Source organism: Brucella grignonensis, assembly GCF_002252505.1.
In the GTDB taxonomy this organism is placed as follows: Bacteria; Pseudomonadota; Alphaproteobacteria; order Rhizobiales; family Rhizobiaceae; genus Brucella; species Brucella grignonensis.
Map to the genome: position 1 here is coordinate 41,071 of NZ_NNRL01000162.1, position 16,962 is coordinate 58,032.

Here is a 16,962-nt window from a genome sequence, read left to right on the forward strand (position 1 = left end):
AGACTATGATCTCTTTCGGTCCAGATTCAATCAAGTGCCGGAACGTTCAGGAGACACTGCGACGACCATTTCTGGTCGTCGCAGGCATAAACAGGGCGAGATGAAACCGCTTACTGAACGTTTGCGCCGACGACGCTATCCCAGTTCTTGGTGATTTCTTCCTGAGCGGCTTCAATCTGTTCCAAGGTTGGGAAGATAGCCTTTTCATAAGAATCGGCCGGTGGCAGCTTGTCGAGCAGTTCCTGTGGGATCTTGCCAGCCTTCGCCATTGCGTTGAAGCGGATCGGGTGGCAGTAGCCCTTCAGATAGCCAAGCTGGCCTTCATCCGAATAGATGTGCTCCATCCAGAGCTTTGCAGCGTTTGGATGTGGTGCGTAAGCGCTGATTGCCTGGACGTAAACGCCAGCAATAACGCCCGTCTTTGGAATCACGGTTTCGATTTCCGGATTGCCCTTAAGCGTATCGCGGTCGGCGAGAGCGTTATAATCCCAACGGATGACGATCGGGGTTGAGCCCTGTGCGAGCGAAGCAGCCTTGCCGATAACAGGAACGAAGTTGCCGTTGGCGTTGAGTTCCTTGTAGAATTCAAGGCCCTTCTTGCCAGCTTCTACACCTGGTTCCGAACCACGTGCGATACCTGCAGCGTGAACACCGAGAATGGCCTGTGCGGAAACGCGCGGATCACCAGCGAGAGCAACCGAATTGGCATAATCGCTCTTGAGCAGGTCTTCCCAATCCTGTGGGATGTCCTTGACGATGTCCTTGTTCACTTCAAAAGCGAGAACGCCGTAATAGTCGCCATACCAGTAGCCTTCAGCATCCTTGGCGCTATCTGGAATTTCGTCCCAGGTTGCAACCTTGTAAGGCTGGATCAGGCCGTCTTTCTTGGCGGTGGTGCCGAAAGCAAAGCCTACGTCGATGACGTCAGGAGCCTGCGGGCCCTTGTTATCCTTGTTGGCCTTGATGGCTTCGATTTCATCACCCGAACCGGCATCCGGGTTGAGTTCGTTGACCTTGAGACCGTATTTGTCTTTGAAGCTCTTGATGATTTCGCCGTAACCGCACCAGTCATGTGGCAGCGCGATTGTGGTCAGTTCGCCTTCGGCCTTCGCCGCAGCGACGAGTTCAGCTGATGGTTCGGCGGCAGCGATCGAAACCCCACCGACAGCGATTGCCGTCGAAAGCGACAGCAGACGCGCAGTAAATGCAAGCATTGTTAAACTCCCCTGTTAAGTCGGACGAACGCTCCCGGTCGATTCCAGTGTTCGCGCACTCCCGATAGCCGCCCTAGATGACGGTTGGATGACAGTTTGCGGATTGTCACAAAATGTCAACGACAGAAAGTGAAACACGTTTTCAGAGACTTAGCAATTGATCCATAAGGGTTAACTGCACTTTTATGACAATAAATATGACAAAGGTTTCGTTGTTGTCACATTTTAAAAAGACGCGTTTCTCAAAACGACAGAGGTTTGCCTGCGCGCGGCATGATGCGTGCACGTATCCGATAAACGAAAATTTGTGAAATGCCTGCGAAGCATAATTGGGTTCGTATGAAACCCAATTATGATGGAGATGGTTGCGGCCTTTGCGGCCCAATTCCTCAGACTTTTATCCGTTCAAGGAACCATGCAGTCGGCATAAACTGCTGGAACGATCTTTGTTCACCTGATCGGGCACACTGCGTTCTAGGGTCTGTGGGGAATTAGGCTTTGGGAGACATGCTTTAGTGACCGCCGCCACCTCCTGCTGCTGCCTGCTTGGGTTTACGAAGCAGCATTGCACAGACTGCGAGCGTGCAGAACATCATGGTCAGAATGAAGAAGACATCAATGAAGGACATCAGTGTCGCCTGTTGGCGTACCATGCCCGACATTTTGGCAATTGCGACTGTTGCTCCATCCATGCCTGCCGCGTTGTACTTGGCGGTCAGTTTGGCTAGCATCTGTTCGGCTTCTGCGTTGCCCCAGCGTACGTGTTCAGCCAGCCGCTCATAATGCATGTCACTGCGGCGCATCAAGATCGTGTTGATGACAGCCAGACCGACGGCTCCGCCGAGATTTCGAGTGAGATTGAACAGACCGGAAGCGTTCTTCAGGAGAGCGGGGGGCAACGTACCAAGCGCCAGATTGTTGATGGGCACCATGCAGAGCATCAGCGAACAGCCGCGCAGGATCTGCGGCAGCAGAAGTTCGTAGAAATCCCAATCTGCCGTAAGCCCTGTGACCAGCCACGTGCCGACCGCAAAGCCTAAGAAACCGATCATCATCATCAGGCGCGGATCCATGCGCGTAGACAGGAAGCCCGCCAGTGGCGCTGTGAAGAACATGGCAAGACCGCTCACAAACAGCGCCTCACCGATCATCAGGGCGTCATAGCCGCGTATGCTGCTGAGATAAAGCGGATAGAGATAGGTAAGACCATAGAGGCCGACGCCCATCACGAACGAAAACAAAGAGCCGAAAGCAAAATTGACGTTCTTGAAGGCGCGTAAGTCCACAATGGGTTCTTCGGCCGTGAAGGCTCTGAAGAAAAAGAGAATGCCGCCAATGATCATAACACCGGTCAGAATGAAGATAGCTTCGTCCTGCAGCCAGTCGTTACGCGGGCCCTCTTCCAGTACGTATTCCATCGAGCCCAGGAATGCCGCCATGCCAGCAAGGCCCCACCAGTCGAATTTGCTCAAGAGCGAGCTGTCGCCTTCATCGAAGTCGATGAGGTTCCAGGCAGCAACCGTTACCAGAATGCCGGGGCCAACATTGACGAGAAACAGCCAGTGCCAGGAGAAGGCGTGGCTGAGATAGCCGCCCACGGTTGGTCCAATGGTTGGCGCAAGGGTTGCGACAAGGCCAATCATCGGCGAAACGATGGAGCGCTTGGATGGCGGAAAAATCGTGAATGCTGCCGCAAACACGCTCGGGATCATGCCGCCGCCGATGAAGCCCTGAATGGCGCGATAGACGATCATCTGATCGATATTGGTGGCAGTCGCACAGAGCATGGAGGCAAGTGTGAAGCCAGCAGCAGAAACTGTGAACAGAACGCGGGTTGAGACAAGGCGACCGAGGAAGCCCGACAGCGGAATCATGATAACTTCCGCAATCAGATAAGATGTCTGAACCCAGGAGATTTCGTCGGAGCTGGCGCTGAGGCCTGCCTGAATTTCAGACAGCGATGCAGACACAATCTGGATATCCAGAATGGCCATGAACATGCCGAACACCATCGCAAGAAAGGCAATCGCCTTCTTGGGATCGATGCGATCTTCTGCAGGGGCCATTGGCCCCATCGTGGTGTTTGCAGCCATGACCGCGCACTCCGAATAGGACGAGGAAAGGGACGCGAAAGCTACTCGCTGCGCCACCACATGTTCTAATGAGCCGTTTTCACGCGCATACCGAAGACTGTTTCACAATTTTCGGTATGCGCTCTCAAACGCAATCGCTTCTTTTAATTGGCCTTGGTTGGCCCTTTAATTGGCTTTGTCTTCCGGTGCGGTGCGTGTGTCCACTTCGACCGTCACGCTGAGACCGGCGCGGATTTTGCCAGAATCGAGCGCGTCCTGAGGAATAGTGATGCGGACGGGAACACGCTGCACAATCTTGGTGAAGTTGCCGGTGGCATTTTCAGGCGGCAGCAGCGAGAACACGGCGCCCGATGCCGGGGCGACCGACGCAACCTTGCCTTCAAAGTAAGGGCCGTCGATGGCATCGACATAGATACGCGCTGTCTCACCGGTTTTGATGTGGCCGAGCTGCGTTTCCTTGAAATTGGCATCGATGTAGAGCTCATTCACAGGAACAAGTGCCGCAATCTTCTGCCCCGCAGAAACAAGATCACCCTTTTTGCCGGAGAGATTTCCAACAACACCATCAAAAGGTGCACGCAGGGTGGTGAAGTTGAGATCGCGGGCAGCCTTGTCGCGGGCGAGCTCCAGCGAACGCATGGTGCTTTCTGACTCTTTATACTGCGCATTCAGCACTTCGATATTCGCATCTGCCGAAGCGATCTGTGCATTTGAACCAGCAAGCTTTGCTTTTGCCTGATCGAGCGACGACTGTGCGTTGTCCAACTCTGACTGTGCCGAGAACCGGGTGTCATGAAGCTTTTGGATGCGGACCATGGTGCTTTCGGCATTTTTCAGAACAGCCTGCGAGGCCTGTTCGTCTGCCTGAGCTTGCTGCAAGGTCGCCTTTGAAGCATCGATCTGCGTGCTGATACGTGCAAGCGTCTGCTTCTGCGTATCGAGCTTGGCGTTCGCTTCATCCAGCGCAATCTGATAATCTCCAGCATCAAGCTGGAAGATCACATCACCAGCCTTAATGTGCTGGTTCGCAACAACTGGAATGTTGTCGATATAGCCGGTGACTTTCGGTGCAATAGAAGCAATGTCACCCTGCACATATGCGTCATCCGTTGAAACCATGAAGCGGCCAACGGTCCACCAGTCATAGCCGTACCAAAGGCCGCCTGCGACCGCAGCAATAAGAACGACTGGCAGAACAACACGTTTGCCGAAGCCCTTTTTCTTGCCGCTTGTTGCGGTGTCGAGTGTGGCATCAGGTGCGGTTTTATCCGGGGCTGTTTGCGGTGCCGGCCGTTCGCTCAGAGGTTCGGTATTCACTCTGGACTGTTCTCCCTGAGCCGTTGGGGTCGGGAAGGGGCGGATATCAGCCGTATCAACAGACTTATGGGCGGACATTTGGAAACTTTCTTTATAACCGCTTCAACGAACCGCTTGGTTCGATGTTGACTTAGAGCAATAAGTTGACCATATCAAGTGACATCGAACCAATTGGTTCGAGAAAATTATGAGTTTTGTACAATGAATCGTGAACACCGCATAGAACAGAGTACTGCAGCTGCCTTGGATAGCAATGAGGTCAGTGCATTTGCGGTTGAGCCAGATGCGGAAGGCGGACGTACCCGTTTGGCCGCAGGACAAGATCCGATAAAGCGACAGCAGATTCTGGAAGGTGCGCAAAATGTGTTTCTGCGTATGGGATTTGATGCTGCGAGCATGAACGACATTACGCGCGAAGCGGGTGTCTCCAAGGGAACGATTTACGTTTACTTCAACAGCAAGGAAGATCTGTTCGTTGCCTTGTGCGAACACTATCGGACGACGACTTTCAGCAAACTTCTCGACAAGATCGACCAGGGATTTTCGACCCGCGAGGAGCTTGCTGATTTTGGTGTTACGCTGGTTACGCTCATAACATCGACCACTGCAATTCGTGCACAACGCATCATTCTTGGTGTGAGTGATCGCAAGCCTGAATTGTCTGCGCGCTTTTACGAACGTGGTCCTAAACGCAGTCATCTGATCATGGCGGATTATTTTTCCAAAATGATCGAGGCAGGCGAACTTGAACCATTTGATCCACTGGAGAAGGCTTATCAGCTTTCGGATCTTTTTCTTTCCGGCCTCTATCGGCCCCGCCTTTTTGGCGTATTGAGCGAGCCTCCTTCGAGGCAGGCAATTGTTAAAAATGTCGAATCTGCTCTCGATTTTTTCTTCAAGGCGTACGGCAAACGAAGCCCGGATGTTTCAAAATAGTACATCCACCCTTCGAGCGAAGGACTAAACACGCATAATCACGTCGGTAACGCAGTTTTCATTTGTGGGAACCATATTTCAGCGCGGTTTTTGTGTGTTTTTGTGTGTAATAGATAGCAATCAATTTGTTGCGGGTTGCAACGCGACCCATTTTTTATGTGACTTATAAGTGATTGAAGGCCTGAAGGAGTCGATTCGCCACTTATTTTTTGTGGCATCAGATGAAGCCCTTTTTCCTTTATTACCAAGGATATTATGCAATGACTCTCGACTTGATTCATTTTCCGAATTTTAAGAAGACCTTCTTTGGCACCTCGTTCCAAGGCGATACACTAGCGCTTCTGACGCGAATCCGTGACGAGATTGGGTGCAAGTATATTATGCATACATATCGCGGGCGTATGGGAGATTGTACAAAAACAAACTCTTCCGATCTTACTGTGGTGATGACGTTCCCTTCCAGCTGGGCGACCCGATACTCAGCGAAGAATTACTTCATAATTGATCCTGTCTTTCAGGATGACGCTCCCTATTATCGAAATGATTCCAGCGGCATCGTTCGCGATCTCAAGGAAGATGCTGCAGCATGTCCTGATGTCGCCGACATGCTACAGGATGCAGAGAAGCATGGACTGGGAAGTGTTTTTATTGCGGTCTCGGCACGCAATCCGAAGGGTGCTGTCGGCTGTACACTTTTCTGCTTTGAGCTTGAGGATCAAGCTACACGAGAAGAGTTTCTTCTCAAGATGCGCCCACGTCTGTTGAGTGTTTCAGGTATTATTCACAATACTCTGTGCGGTTGTGAGAATACAAAATCGGCGGCATCTCTCCTGACGCCACGTGAGATTGACTGCCTGCGTTGGGCGGCCAATGGCAAGACCGACGGTGAAATCGCGGAAATTCTGAACATCGCTCGCTGGACGGTCGTCACTTATCTTCAAAACGCGAAGATCAAACTTAACTGTTCAAACCGCACCTCTGCAGTGGCCACAGCGCTATCGCTTGGCATCATTGAAATGCCGGAAGTGCAGCATTTGATGTGATGTCCCGTTTGTACGGAAACTGCTATTACACCGGATGCTTCAAACTTCCGGTGTAATTTCTGTAATACGTTCTGGTCTGGGTTAAGCCGTTTTCAACATTGGCAACCGGGCATTGTCTATGGCGTCAATCAGGCGGGTCGTATTCTTCGCCGGATCGTCGTCGGGATTTTCAAATACAATGTGGCTTAGTTCAACGCTTGCTGTCTTGCCTGATAGTGTCAGGCGGAAATAAGCATAAACGCCCTTATTGCGAAACTCCATGTCGAGAACGATGGACGGATTTGTGAACCAGTCACATTGAAACTCGCCACCATGCCCGAGCTCAAGCGTGCCCGGGAAAAAGTGCAACTCAGTCGCCGAGTGAACGATATCTGCAATGTTGGCGAATAGCTCGCAACGGATGAAAGCGATATAGTCGGCTGGATCGACCAGCCGAAGTTCAGCAACAACTTCGCGAATGTTCTCGGCAATGATTGCTTCGCGTTCGTTTGAAAATTGCAGGCTCTTCATCTTGCTACCGCCGATCCAGAAGAACAGAGATATGATATACTTGAATATCCCAAAGTCATCTCAAAACCCATCAATGTTCAATGTAATGCATGTCGAGCATTGATGACACGGATGAGTTCAGCGACAGCCTTGTAGAATTCAGGTGCGATCATTTGGTCGATATTCACTTGTTTATAGAGTGCGCGTGCCAATTGTACATCCTCGAAAACCGGGATTGAATTTGCGGTAGCTACTTCTCTTATTTTGAGGGCGATCAGATCTTGCCCCTTCGCAACAACAATTGGTGCTGCGTCCTCATTGGGTCGATAGCGTAGTGCCACAGAAAAATGGGTCGGATTGGCGACGATAAGTGTAGCGGTTGGCACGGCGTTGATCATGCGGCGGCGCGCACGATCGCGTCCCAGAGAACGCAGACGTGCTTTTACCAGTGGGTCGCCTTCCGACTGTTTGTGCTCATCTTTTACTTCCTGTTTGGTCATGCGCAATTCCTGCTTCCAGTGAATGCGCGACCACGCGAGATCGAAACCGGCTATTGCCGTGATTGCCAGCACATTGGCGACAAGAAGCCTGACCAGATTTTCGCGCAGGAACTCCGGCAACGCGCTTGGATCAGTCGCAACGGCATCGGTGAAAAGACTGTTGCTTTTGAAGAAGACGAAGAAAACAATGACACTGGCTGCCAGGAATTTTGCCAGCGACTTCAGGAATTCCACCTGACCGGCCCGGCCGAAAATGCGCTGCCAGCCTTTGATCAACGATATCCGGGAAGCCTGAGGGCGGATACGCTCTCCGACCATACGTGGGGCGTTCTGAAAAGCCGAAGCCGCAATGCCCGCCAGCGGAATGATAATGAAGATCGGAATGAGGGCCATCCCGACCGACAGTGCCAGAATGCCAAACAGGTGGCTTGCATCCTCAGCACTGTTGAGTGTCCAGTCCTCTGGACGGTCCATCAATTCCCGTAAAACGACAGTGAGTTTTGTCGTCGCCGGAGCGGCTACAAAAACTGCGATGACCAGAAAGGAAGCAATGCCGGCAAGAATGGGCGCCTCGCGGGAAAAGGGCATATTACCCTTATCCAGAGCGTCGCGGATCTTCTTCTCGCTTGCTTCCTCTGTTTTACTCTCTTTGTCGGTATCATCTGACATGTGTCACACGCGTTATGGGAACATTTTCTGCAAAAGTTTGAAACAGCTTGGCATGAAGATAATGCTTGAAAACAAAGAGTTATAGTTTTTCAGGACAGTCGGGAGTGCCTATTCCGTACCTTCACCTGTATCGAGCGTGATGATGCCGCGCTCCGACAAATCGATCGCAATGCGGGCAATAGCTCGCCTTGCATCTGTGATGTTCTGGCTGGTGATATTGCCCTGTTCGGCAGACAGCTCGCTTTCGACCATTCGGCGTCCGCGCGCGGAAAGCGACGAGAGCACAGTTTCCTGTAGGGCTGCATCTGCGCCGCGCAAAGCTGTTGCGATCTGCTCGGTCTGTACGTCATCGAAGAGCAGAAGGCGGGCACGTTGCGACAGGCGTTCGATATCTTCAAAGTTGAAGAGCTTCGCCTTGATACGGGAAATATCGTCCTGGCTGAGATCTTTGAGGCTCGCCATGAGCTCTTCCATCTCCTGCCGGTCGAGCTGATTGAAGATGTTGGCAATCTGGCCGTGATGGGCTTTGACCGGGCCAGCATCGCTGCGTCCGAGAAGATCACGACGCAGCACATCTTCCAGGAGATCAGCGGCTGCAGGTGCGACGTTGCCGATATGCAATGAGCGTTGAACCACGGCACTGCGCAGCTGTGGAGGCAGTCCGACGAAAATACGTGCCGCGAGATCCGACGGGAGTTTGGAAACGATATAGGCGATGATCTGCGGGTGCTGATCTGCGAGATAGGTTTGCAGCCCTTCAATCGGCAGTCTTGCAAGCCCTGCCCAGACCGATTCCTGAACGAGCTGCGGTTGAACGCGCTCCTCGAATACCGCGTCTGCTTCATCCTGTGGTAGTGCTTCGCGCAGCAGGCCTTCAAAGCGCTCGGCTGCTTCGGAGACAGGCGCACCTTCGGCAAAAGAATCTTCGAACTGCTTTACGAGTTGTTCGAAATCGAGTGGTGAAATGGGTTCAAGCGTTCGGGCATGGCCAGCGAGCTTGCGCAAATCTTCTGCATTGAAATGCTTGAGCAGGCGTGATGCAGATGGACGGCCAATGGCGACAAGGATTGCTGCCGCTTTTTGTGGACCGGTGAGTGTATCGATCAATCCGCTTACGCTGTCGTCGGAAGGCTTTTGCGTTTCATTATCGGCCATGGTCGATCCGTTACTTACCGATGATTTCGGTAAGGCTGACGCCGAACCGCGAGGAGTCATCTTCGAGCACGATGACTTCACCGCGCGCAATCACACGTCCATTGACGACGATATCGACCGGATCACCAATTTGCTTATCGAGCGTGATGACAGCACCGCGACCGAGCTTCATGAGGTTTGCGACTGGCATGGTTGTGCCACCGAGAACCACCTGAACATCGACCGGGATGCCCATGATAAGCTCAAGATTGGGCTTTGATGCACCAGCTTTGGCACTGCGCGGTTTGTCTTCGCGCAATTCTTCAATCGCCTCTTCCAGCTCTTGCTGCATATTTTCGTCCTTGTTCTCAGTGTTCATGCCTGCCCCGCGATTTCAACGGTTGCCTTTTTGACCGCACGGCGCACGAAGACTGGCAAGGCGCTTTTTTCTTTTGGTGCAGGCTCGCTTGCGGGCGAAAACACCTTTTCATCGATACGTGCCGCAGTTTCGGAAACATTGCGTGCGTGTCGCATATCGCGTGTCAGAGCTTGACGCAGCCGGTTCAGCTCTTCGATCGCTTCGTCCATCTCGCGGCGCACGCGCGCTGTCTCTGTAAGACGCGCTTCCAGCTTGAGGGTCTCGTCTGACAAGTCGGTGCGCTGATTTTGCAATGACCTGGCCACACGCTCCAGACCATTGGAAGCCGCAGCCACACGCAGCGTCAACAGTTTGCCGAGCTTGATGGTTTCGTTAGCCTTGCGGCCCACGATGATGAGTGCGCCAAGCGAGCCGAGTGCCATAAGCGTCGATAATAGATTAGCCAGCAACAAGCTCATCGATGAGATCCTCTTCCTGATTGACCGGATCGCCAACCTTGACTGTAAAGTGAATGCCGGACTTGCCGAGCGTGCATTTGAAGAGCTGCTGATCGCCGGCACGGAGCCGTACCTGCTCCATCGCATCGGCTGGAAGTTTCAGCACCTGTCCAATTTCAAGCTTTGAAAGGGCATCCAGCGTCATGCTGCCCTGTTGAATGAATGTCTCAAGCTCAATGCGTGCACGGCTGACTTCATTGCGCATCTTCTTGGACCAGGCAGGGTCGGCCTGGTTGACAGGACGGCGCAGGAAAGCAGCGACGGCATCCTGCATTGGCTTGTGCGTGGCTCTGGGCAGAAGAAGATGCAGCGCGCTGGATTTGCCTGCAGCGACAACATCGATACGACAGACAAAGAGGCGTGAGCGATCAAGATCTTCATTATTAAATTCGGCTGTATCAATGCATTCGCCGGGTGCAAAAAGCGATTGCCCACCACCTGTAAATACCTGATCCAGTGCTGCCGCCATGTGTAACGCCAGCTGATCGGAAACTTTGCGCTCGAGCATGCCAAAGGGCCGTTCAATATCGAAGCCACCGAGATTGCCCTGTGCACCGAACATGGTTTCGATGACGGAAAACACTGATGTTGCGTCGGCGGTCAGATAAAGTGTGCAGCCCCAGCGGTCGGCTTTGAGTGGTGTAATGATTGCAGCCTGATCAAGAATAGCATTGATCGCCGTATCATCAGCCGTTTCTACCTGACCAGCTTCGGCATCGAAAGCAGCAGCACTTCCCTGCTTGAGACGGCCGCAAAAATAGGAGGATGCATCCTTAAAGACATGCGCGAGCGATTTGAGATCGTCGCCGGAAAGTCCGGCTGCGCGTAAAAGGTTTTCTGCAAGCACGTCGTTTTTGCGGTTCTGGTCCGGAGGAGTCATATCACGCTGCCTGCTGGATCGGCGCGGTCGCCATGGTTTCCTGCTCAACCACGTCGATGCTTGGACGTTCATAGGCCGAGATGGTCTTGCGACCATATTCGAGCGCGATCTGCGGCAGCGAGCCGTTCATGTAGGCAAGTAACGTCTGCTTCACGACGGTATAGAGACGGTTTTGCTTGTCTCGGGTTGACTTGATCTTGGTAGCGATCGGACCAACGACACCATAGGAAAAGAAAATACCGGCAAAAGTTCCGACAAGTGCTGCGCCGATCAGGTGACCAAGCACTTCCGGCGACTGATTGAGCGCGCCCATGGCCTTGATGACACCAAGAACTGCAGCAACGATGCCAAGTGCGGGTAGTGCTTCAGAAATCGTCACCATGGCCTGATATGGTTTGAGCTTGTCACGCGAGAGCGTGTGGATTTCTTCATCCATAAGCGCTTCGATTTCGTGTGAACGTACATTACCGACAATGATGAGACGGCAATAATCGCAAATGAAGTGCATTAGGTCTTCGTTCTTCAGAATGCTTGGATAGGCCTGGAAGATCGTTGACTCTTTTGGATTGTCGATATGGACTTCCACCTCGTTGCGCGACTTTGCACGCAATTCCCGCATCAGACTGTAGAGCAGACCCAGAACGTCGAGATAATCGCGCTGCTTTGGCACCTTGTTGGTGAAGGCTTCCATGCAGGCTTTGCCCGTATCTTTCACAAGCGAGAGGGGGTTGGCGACAAAGAATGTGCCGAGTGCTGCGCCCAGAATAATAACGAATTCCCACGGCTGGATAAGCACACTGACGTGACCGCCCATGGCGATGAAACCGCCGAGCATGCAGCCCAGTGTGATGGCGAGGCCGATGAGAATACCCAAAGCGCAAGACTCCCGTTGGTTCGAACTTATTTTTGCACCTTAAGGAATGCGCCTTGTGCGAAGCTTGCCGTTTGACGCTGAAATGCATCAGCTTCGGACAAGCTTGATCGCGCATAACGACTGAGAAAAACTGCAGGGGGTTCTCGCATGGTCAACACGATGATGAGTTATCGGCTGATCGCGTCCGATATGACACGGTCGTTGCAGCGCGTTTCGAAAGAGCCTGTGGTTGAGCGGGAAACCGCTTACTACAAGGAGAATATCGGCAAGGTGAAAACCGTCGACGATTTCATGTCCGATACCCGGCTTTATAATTATGCGATGAAGGCGTTTGGCCTCGAAGACATGGCTTATGCAAAAGCTTTTGTGCGCAAGATCCTTACGGAAGGCGTCAAAAGCGATGACGCCATGGCGAACAAGCTGACCGACAAGCGGTACAAGGAGTTCGCAACGACCTTCGATTTTGAAGGCAAAGGCGATAAGGCGACCGAAAGCACGGCTGCACAACAAGGTGTGATGGATAAGTATATCCGTCAGACACTGGAGACTGAGGCTGGCAGCCAGAACGAGGGTGTTCGTCTGGCGCTTTATTTTGAGCGTAAAGCATCGACTCTCACCAATGCCTACGAAATCCTCGGCGATAAGGCATTGCTGACGATGATGCAGACGACTTTTGGCTGGCCTTCGGCGATGTCGAATGCTGACATCGACAGGCAAGCCAAAATGATTGAAGCCAAAGTCGACTTCTCGAAAATGTCGGACCCCGACTATGTGTCGAAGATGATTTCGCGCTTTACGGCCATGTATGAAATGAACAATCCTACCACGAGCAGCCCTGCGTCAATCGCATCGCTTCTGCTCGGTGGAACATCATCGGTCGGTATATCATCGAGCATTCTGGCCACCTTGCAAAACTTCAAGCCGGGCGGACGCTGATCAATGCAGAATAACTCCATCTATGTCGGGCTTTCGTCGCTTGTTACTCTTGAACGGCGGATGGATGCCATTGCCCATAACGTCGCGAATATTTCGACGCCGGGGTTCCGCGGTGAGGGGACGAAATTCGATACCATCGTTTCGAACAAAGCCAGTGAAGACGTAAATTTTGCCACAGCTGGTAAAAGCTTTATCCGAACCGAAGCCGGATCGATGCTTGAGACGGGCAATCCGTTTGATGTCGCCGTCAAAGGCAATGTCTGGATGTCGGTTAATACGCCGCAGGGTCTGGTCTACACGCGTGACGGGCGTATGAAAATGATGCCGACCGGCGAATTGGTGTCCGTGACCGGAAACTCCATTCTTGATGTTGGTGGTGCGCCGATTGTGCTCAATCCAGATGGTGGTGCACCGAAGATTTCAAGCGATGGGGCCGTCTATCAGAACGGTGCGCAGATTGGTGCCATTGGTCTGTTTTCAATTCCTGCCGATGCGGATTTGAGTTATGCGGGCAATTCCGGTGTTGTGCCAAACAAGCCAGCACAGCCTGTCGTTGACGATATGAGCGCAGGCGTCGTGCAGGGCATGATTGAAGGCTCCAATGTTGATGGCATGACAGAAATGACGCGTCTGATTAGTGTCAGCCGCGCTTTTGAGCAGGTCAACAATCTGCTGTCACAACAAGAAAATACAGTTGCTGAAGCCATCAAGACGCTGGGCTCCAAAAACGGATGATCTCTGACCTTCCGCTCGCGCGGCTTGCCGCCTTTGCACGTCAGCAATCGATAGCACCAAAGCCGTTAACCGGCATTGGTGGCACGGTGAGTGATGTGTCACGTTCGGCAATTGCCGTGCGCGGGTTGTCGCGCGATGCGCGTTTGGGTGATGCGGTGGCTATTCGCGCTGATAATGGACAAAGTCTGGCAGAAATCATCCGTGTGGCAGATCGTCAGGTGCTGGTGAAGCCGTTTGACGACCGCATTATCCCTTCACTCGGTGCAGCTGTTTTTGAGGAAGGCCCGCTTCGCATCCGTCCGGCACCGGAATGGCGTGGGCGGGTTGTCAATGCGCTTGGGGATGCGGTCGACGGGAAAGGTGCTTTACAGCCCGGCACGCGGCCTATGGCGTCTGAGAATCTGGCTCCAGCCGCATTGCGCCGTGCCCGGGTTGATCGGGGACTTCGCACTGGCGTCAATGTGATTGATATTTTCACGCCGCTCTGTTTTGGACAGCGTATCGGCATCTTTGCGGGTTCTGGCGTCGGCAAATCAACATTGCTCGCCATGATGACCCGCGCTGGCGATTTTGACACTGTGGTTCTGGCCCTGACAGGCGAGCGTGGTCGTGAAGTGCGCGAGATGCTTGAAGAGACGATGGCCGGGCATCTCAACAAGACCGTGACGGTGGTTGCCACTGGTGATGAGAGCCCGATGATGCGCCGTCTTGCGCCGAATACAGCGACGGCGATAGCCGAATATTTTCGTGATCTCGGCCAGAACGTACTGTTGATTGTGGATTCCGTTACACGTTTTGCCCACGCGGCGCGCGAAGTGGCGATAGCCGCCGAGGAACCGCCGGTTTCGCGCGGTTATCCGCCAAGTGTTTTCAGCCAGCTACCCCGCCTTCTTGAGCGGGCAGGACCGGGTATCACCGAGGCCGGTGGTAGCATCACCGGCATTTATTCGGTGCTGGTTGATGGTGACGATCACAATGATCCAGTCTCCGATACCATTCGCGGCACGCTGGACGGACATATCGTGCTCGATCGGGCTATTGCCGCTCAGGGGCGGTTCCCAGCAGTTGATATCCCGGCGTCAGTATCGCGTCTTGCAAAGCACAACTGGACGCCGGAACAGCGCAAACTTGCGGGTCAGTTACGCAGCATGGTGGCGCGTTTTGAGGAAACGCGCGATCTGCGCGCGATTGGCGCTTATCAAAAAGGCAATGACGGGTTGCTGGATCAGGCGGTCGATCTGGTTCCGCGTATTTATGATGCGCTGCAACAATCGCCCGAAACAGGTCTGTCGGAAGATCCTTATCACGACCTTGCCGCAGCGTTACGCGGAGAAAAACAGACATGAAGAACATAATGAAGGGGGCTCGCAACAGACGGGAAGAGGACATTCTCGCCGATCTCGCCGCAGAGGTTGAAGCTGCTACGGCGAGTGAAACCAAAAAGCTGCAAAGTCAGGTCGACCGCTATCTGAAGATCGCGGCTATTACACTCGCTGTTGGCTGTGCGATGCTTCCTTTCATCACTTATCTGCAGCGCGTTGATCTCAGCCCTGGTCAAAAGGCCGATAGCAAGATTGTCGATCCGCTCGACCGTTCCGAACAAAAGACAGTGCGCAGCTTCCCGTCGTTCCAGCCAAAGGATCAGGTTGCGCCCAACGAAGATATCGATACCACCACAACTGGTTCGGTTATGTCCAATGGTAAGGGATTGCCCGGAACAGGCGCTGGCACCGGTGGCGATGGTGATGGCGAAGGTCAATCTCTTCCAAAGCCGGTATTTGCTCTTCGCGAAGTGGTTGGCGGCATGGCGATGATCGAAGACACATCAGGCTATTGGTTCGTTGAAAAAGGCTCGCTTCTGCCTGATGGCAGCCATCTCGTTTCAATTGGGCGCGGCAATCAAGCTGGCACCTGGAAGCTTACAACATCCACCGGCGACGTGATTGAGATGCGCAAATAAACCGCAGGGCGGGCAGTTTTCCGCGCCCGCTTCTTCAAAAGCAGTATTTTCTCTTTTCGCTTGTGCCGTATGGCTTAAGCCACGCAAGCTTGACGCAAGTTCCGACCTTTAAGTTAACAGATTATAAAGGCGGGAAACTCCATGAGCTCCATTCATCTTTTCGATCTGGCTGCAAGGCAGGCACAGTGGTTGTCGGTACGACAGGCCACTGTTGCAGGCAATGTTGCCAATGCGAACACGCCGGATTTTCGGGCGCGTGATGTTCAGCCCTTTGCGGATGTGCTCGACAAGACCCAGCTCACCATGGCTGCAACAAGCCCGCAACATCTGGAAGCCGAAGCCAATGGTATTGCCGGTGCACGCTTGCGCCCCGAAGATATCACTGAGCAGACCCATTCGGGCAATACGGTCGATGTTGAACGTGAAATGATGAAGGCTGGCGAGATTGCTCGCGAATATTCGCTCAACACAAGCATCGTGAAGGCGTTTCATCGCATGATGTTATCGGTGGCGAAGGGGTAGGCTATGTCAGATGCTTTGCAGAATAGCTTGAAGATTGCCGCATCGGGCCTTTCGGCACAGTCGACCCGTTTGCGCATCGTTTCTGAAAACCTTGCCAATGCACAGGCGACCGCCAAGACTGCCGATGCCGATCCTTATCGTCGCAAGACTGTATCCTTCCGCACGGAAGTCGAGCAGGGCACGGGCGCTGCCGAAGTTCGGGTTGCTGAAGTTGGCAAGGATACCTCCGCTTTCATTGAAGAATACGATCCAAGCCATCCGGCTGCGGATGCGCGTGGTTATGTGAAATATCCTAACGTTAACATGGTCGTCGAAATGGCGGACATGCGTGAAGCCAACCGTTCTTATGAAGCCAATTTGCAGGTCGTCAAACAGGCCCGCGAACTGATTTCAATGACCATAGATCTCCTGAGGAGCACATAATGTACGACTCAATCATGAGTGTTTCGGCGCGCAACGCCCTGTCGCGTCTTTCTGAAACGGTTGCTGAAAAAAGCGTCGGCTCGACTTCGGCTCCGCAGGCTATTCCCACTGCACCGGGCGCTTCGTTCGGTGAAGTGTTGTCGCAAATGACGGATTCCGTCGGGCAGAAGCTGCAGGCAGCAGAAGCCAATTCGATCCAGGGCATCAAGGGTGATGCACCGCTGCGCGATGTGGTCAGTTCCGTTATGGAGGCCGAGCAGTCGCTTCAGACGGCAATCGCGATCCGTGACAAGATCGTGCAGGCCTATCTCGAAATCAGCCGTATGCCGGTCTGAGTGCTCTCACTGAATAAGGACCTGTC

Annotated in this window: 19 protein-coding genes; 9 read left to right on the forward strand and 10 right to left on the reverse strand. The window is 53.1% G+C overall.

Going from position 1 to position 16,962, the window contains the following annotated elements; genetic code table 11:
* Positions 1-110: 110 nt before the first annotated feature.
* From CEV33_RS13630 to CEV33_RS13640, 3 genes are all read right to left on the reverse strand, one after another.
* The gene (locus CEV33_RS13630) at positions 111-1,214 is read right to left on the reverse strand and encodes an ABC transporter substrate-binding protein (RefSeq protein WP_094540992.1); all 1,104 of its coding nucleotides are present in this window, start codon (positions 1,212-1,214) and stop codon (positions 111-113) included.
* Positions 1,215-1,726: 512 nt separating this feature from the next.
* On the reverse strand, positions 1,727-3,307 hold the full coding sequence (locus CEV33_RS13635) for a DHA2 family efflux MFS transporter permease subunit (RefSeq protein WP_094540993.1): 1,581 nt from the start codon (positions 3,305-3,307) through the stop codon (positions 1,727-1,729).
* Positions 3,308-3,472: 165 nt separating this feature from the next.
* Positions 3,473-4,702 (reverse strand): HlyD family secretion protein, encoded by a 1,230-nt coding sequence (locus CEV33_RS13640; RefSeq protein ID WP_094540994.1) that lies wholly within the window; start codon positions 4,700-4,702, stop codon positions 3,473-3,475.
* A 123-nt stretch (positions 4,703-4,825) separates the two neighbouring features.
* On the opposite strand from CEV33_RS13640, the gene CEV33_RS13645 reads away from it, so the two are divergent.
* Positions 4,826-5,560 carry a TetR/AcrR family transcriptional regulator gene (locus CEV33_RS13645; RefSeq protein ID WP_094540995.1) on the forward strand — a complete coding sequence of 245 codons (735 nt, stop codon included), beginning with the start codon at positions 4,826-4,828 and terminating at the stop codon, positions 5,558-5,560.
* 260 nt (positions 5,561-5,820) lie between these two features.
* Positions 5,821-6,603, forward strand: a complete 783-nt coding sequence (locus tag CEV33_RS13650) for a helix-turn-helix transcriptional regulator (RefSeq protein ID WP_094541044.1) — start codon at positions 5,821-5,823, stop codon at positions 6,601-6,603.
* Between the two features lie 81 nt (positions 6,604-6,684).
* On the opposite strand, the gene CEV33_RS13655 is transcribed toward CEV33_RS13650, so the two are convergent.
* The 7 genes from CEV33_RS13655 to motA all read right to left on the reverse strand — a co-directional run bounded on the left by CEV33_RS13655 (position 6,685) and on the right by motA (position 12,025).
* Positions 6,685-7,113, reverse strand: coding sequence for a hypothetical protein (locus tag CEV33_RS13655; RefSeq protein ID WP_094540996.1), 429 nt, complete (start codon positions 7,111-7,113; stop codon positions 6,685-6,687).
* A 77-nt stretch (positions 7,114-7,190) separates the two neighbouring features.
* Positions 7,191-8,261: an EscU/YscU/HrcU family type III secretion system export apparatus switch protein gene (locus tag CEV33_RS13660; protein WP_094540997.1), complete on the reverse strand. Its 1,071-nt coding sequence runs from the start codon at positions 8,259-8,261 to the stop codon at positions 7,191-7,193.
* A gap of 108 nt (positions 8,262-8,369) precedes the next feature.
* On the reverse strand, positions 8,370-9,416 hold the full coding sequence (locus CEV33_RS13665; protein ID WP_094540998.1) for a flagellar motor switch protein FliG: 1,047 nt from the start codon (positions 9,414-9,416) through the stop codon (positions 8,370-8,372).
* 10 nt (positions 9,417-9,426) lie between these two features.
* Positions 9,427-9,774, reverse strand: coding sequence for a flagellar motor switch protein FliN (gene fliN / locus CEV33_RS13670; RefSeq protein WP_094540999.1), 348 nt, complete (start codon positions 9,772-9,774; stop codon positions 9,427-9,429).
* Complete coding sequence (locus CEV33_RS13675; protein WP_094541000.1) at positions 9,771-10,232, reverse strand: BAB2_0123 family type IV secretion system effector; 462 nt, start codon at positions 10,230-10,232, stop codon at positions 9,771-9,773. The genes fliN and CEV33_RS13675 overlap by 4 nt, the downstream gene beginning before the upstream one ends.
* The gene (locus tag CEV33_RS13680; RefSeq protein ID WP_094541001.1) at positions 10,213-11,151 is read right to left on the reverse strand and encodes a FliM/FliN family flagellar motor switch protein; all 939 of its coding nucleotides are present in this window, start codon (positions 11,149-11,151) and stop codon (positions 10,213-10,215) included. The genes CEV33_RS13675 and CEV33_RS13680 overlap by 20 nt, the downstream gene beginning before the upstream one ends.
* Position 11,152: 1 nt before the next feature.
* Positions 11,153-12,025, reverse strand: a complete 873-nt coding sequence (motA, locus tag CEV33_RS13685) for a flagellar motor stator protein MotA (RefSeq protein ID WP_094541002.1) — start codon at positions 12,023-12,025, stop codon at positions 11,153-11,155.
* Between the two features lie 147 nt (positions 12,026-12,172).
* On the opposite strand from motA, the gene CEV33_RS13690 reads away from it, so the two are divergent.
* From CEV33_RS13690 to CEV33_RS13720, 7 genes are all read left to right on the forward strand, one after another.
* Positions 12,173-12,961, forward strand: coding sequence for a DUF1217 domain-containing protein (locus CEV33_RS13690; protein WP_094541003.1), 789 nt, complete (start codon positions 12,173-12,175; stop codon positions 12,959-12,961).
* 3 nt (positions 12,962-12,964) lie between these two features.
* Entirely contained in the window at positions 12,965-13,696 is a 732-nt protein-coding gene (gene flgF / locus CEV33_RS13695) for a flagellar basal-body rod protein FlgF (RefSeq protein WP_094541004.1), read from the forward strand.
* Positions 13,693-15,042, forward strand: a complete 1,350-nt coding sequence (gene fliI, locus CEV33_RS13700) for a flagellar protein export ATPase FliI (RefSeq protein WP_094541005.1) — start codon at positions 13,693-13,695, stop codon at positions 15,040-15,042. Before flgF ends, fliI begins: the two co-directional genes overlap by 4 nt.
* A gap of 5 nt (positions 15,043-15,047) precedes the next feature.
* The gene (locus CEV33_RS13705; RefSeq protein ID WP_374818401.1) at positions 15,048-15,656 is read left to right on the forward strand and encodes a hypothetical protein; all 609 of its coding nucleotides are present in this window, start codon (positions 15,048-15,050) and stop codon (positions 15,654-15,656) included.
* A 141-nt stretch (positions 15,657-15,797) separates the two neighbouring features.
* Complete coding sequence (gene flgB / locus CEV33_RS13710) at positions 15,798-16,178, forward strand: flagellar basal body rod protein FlgB (RefSeq protein ID WP_094541007.1); 381 nt, start codon at positions 15,798-15,800, stop codon at positions 16,176-16,178.
* A gap of 3 nt (positions 16,179-16,181) precedes the next feature.
* A complete protein-coding gene (gene flgC, locus CEV33_RS13715) occupies positions 16,182-16,601 on the forward strand; it encodes a flagellar basal body rod protein FlgC (RefSeq protein WP_094541008.1) in 420 nt (139 codons plus the stop codon).
* Positions 16,601-16,936: a flagellar hook-basal body complex protein FliE gene (locus CEV33_RS13720; protein WP_094541009.1), complete on the forward strand. Its 336-nt coding sequence runs from the start codon at positions 16,601-16,603 to the stop codon at positions 16,934-16,936. Before flgC ends, CEV33_RS13720 begins: the two co-directional genes overlap by 1 nt.
* The last annotated feature ends 26 nt before the right edge of the window (positions 16,937-16,962 follow it).